The following is a 2202-nucleotide window of genomic DNA, read 5'->3' as shown; positions in this document are numbered from 1 at the left end:
TGTCAGTGCCACGTGAATACTGACCCCCTGGTGCCGAGTGAAAGTTGACCCCCTCGGACAGAGTGAGGGAGTGATCAGCGTGGAGGATTGGGCCGAGATCAGACGGCTCCACAAGTCGGAGGGGATGGCGATCAAGGCGATCGCCCGGCACATGGGGGTGGCGCGTAACACGGTGCGGGCGGCTCTGGCGTCGGAGTCCCCGCCGAGGTACGAGCGCAGGAAGAAGGCCGGGTCGTTGGTGGACGGGTATGAGCCGCAGATCCGGGCGCTGCTCGCGAAGTACCCGACGATGCCGGCGACGGTGATCGGCGAGCGGATCGGGTGGGAGCATTCCGCCTCGGTGCTGCGCGCCAGGGTGGCGCAGCTGCGGCCGCTGTACGCCCCGGCGGACCCGGCCGACCGCACCGAGTACCGGGCCGGGGAGATCGTCCAGTGCGACCTGTGGTTCCCGCCCCGGGTCGTCCCGGTCGGGCCGGGGGTGCTCGCGGCGCCGCCGGTGCTGACGATGGTCGCGGCCTGGTCGGGGTTCATCGCCGCGCTGCTGCTCCCGACGCGGCAGACGGGTGATCTGCTGGCTGGGATGTGGCAGCTGCTCTCGGGCAGCTTCGGGGCGGTGCCCAAGACGCTGGTGTGGGACAACGAGGCCGGGATCGGCCAGCACCAGCGGCTCACCGTCGGCGCGCGGGCGTTCGCCGGGACGCTGGGGACACGGATCTACCAGACGCGGCCGCGGGACCCCGAGGCCAAGGGGGTCGTGGAGCGGGCCAACGGGTACCTGCAGACCTCGTTCCTGCCCGGGCGCGAGTTCGCCTCGCCGGCCGACTTCAACGACCAGCTCGGCGCCTGGCTGCCGCGGGCGAACCAGCGGGTGCTGCGCCGTACCGGCGTGAAGCCGGCGATCCGGGTCGGGATCGACGTCGCGGCGATGGCCGACCTGCCCCCGGTGCCGCCGGCGGTCGGGCTGAGCGAGCGGGTGAGGCTGGGGCGGGACTACTACGTCCGTGTCGCGGGGAACGACTACTCCGTCGACCCGTCGGTGATCGGCCGGTTCGTCGACGTCCGCTGCGACCTGACCACCGTGACCGTAACCTGCGCCGGGCAGGTCGTCGCCGCCCATGAGCGGTGCTGGGACACCCGCCGCACGATCACCGACCCCGCCCACGTCGCCACCGCGAAGGTGCTGCGCACCGCCTACCGTACCCGCGCCGCGGCCGGCTCCCCGCCGGCCCGGGCCGGCGGCGAGGACGTCGGCATCCGGGCACTGTCGGACTACGACGACCTCTTCGCGATCGGGGCACCGCCCGCGCCCTCGCCAGATCCCGTGGAGCGGGTGCTGGAGGTGGTGGCCGGATGAGCACCGCCACCCGCAAGGACGTCACCGGCGAGGTCACCTTCCTCGCCCGCGAGCTCAAGGCCCCCGTGATCGCCGAGACCTTTGCCGCCCTGGGCGACCAGGCACGAGACCAGGGCTGGTCGCACGAGGAGTACCTCGCCGCCGTCCTCGGCCGCCAGGTTGCCTCCCGGACCGCGAACGGCACCCGGCTGCGGATCGCCGCCGCGCACTTCCCGGCCATCAAGACGATCGAGGACTTCGTCTTCGACCACGTCCCCACCGCCCCCCGGGACGTCATCGCCCACCTGGCCACCACCACCTTCGTGCCCAAGCGGGAGAACGTGGTCCTGCTCGGCCCGCCCGGCACCGGCAAGACCCACCTCGCGATCGCCCTGGGCATCAAGGCCGCCGAGGCCTCTCACCCCGTGCTCTTCGACTCCGCCACCGGCTGGATCGACCGCCTCGCCCAGGCCCACGCCGCGGGCCGTCTCGAGCGCGAGCTGCACCGGATCAAGCGCTACCGCCTGCTGATCATCGACGAGGTCGGCTACCTGCCCTTCGACGCCACCGCGGCCTCGCTGTTCTTCCAGCTCATCGCCTCCCGGTACGAGACCGGCTCCGTCGTGGTCACCTCCAACCTGCCCTTCAGCCGCTGGGGCGAGACCCTCGGCGACGACGTCGTCGCGGCCGCGACCATCGACCGCCTCGTCCACCACGCCCACGTCATCGGCCTGGACGGCGACTCCTACCGCACCCGCGGCCACCGCCAGACCATCGACCCACAGACCAGCAAGTAACCAACAACAAACCGCCGAGAGGGGTCAACTTTCCATCGGCGCAGAGGGGTCAATTTTCGCCCGGCGTTGACA

2 protein-coding genes are annotated in these 2202 nt (G+C 71.8%); both read left to right on the top strand.

Annotated features, from left to right (window positions below):
• Positions 1-70 precede the first annotated feature (70 nt).
• Positions 71-1354 (top strand): IS21 family transposase, encoded by a 1284-nt coding sequence (istA, locus tag ABD774_RS21410; protein WP_345045782.1) that lies wholly within the window; start codon positions 71-73, stop codon positions 1352-1354.
• The gene (gene istB, locus ABD774_RS21405; RefSeq protein WP_345045778.1) at positions 1351-2130 is read left to right on the top strand and encodes an IS21-like element helper ATPase IstB; all 780 of its coding nucleotides are present in this window, start codon (positions 1351-1353) and stop codon (positions 2128-2130) included. Before istA ends, istB begins: the two co-directional genes overlap by 4 nt.
• The last annotated feature ends 72 nt before the right edge of the window (positions 2131-2202 follow it).

Origin of the sequence: Georgenia daeguensis, from assembly GCF_039537705.1 — a bacterium.
Taxonomy (GTDB): domain Bacteria; phylum Actinomycetota; class Actinomycetes; order Actinomycetales; family Actinomycetaceae; genus Georgenia; species Georgenia daeguensis.
The sequence above is the reverse complement of the archived record's forward strand: the minus strand, read 5'-3'. Positions and strand labels throughout refer to the sequence as shown.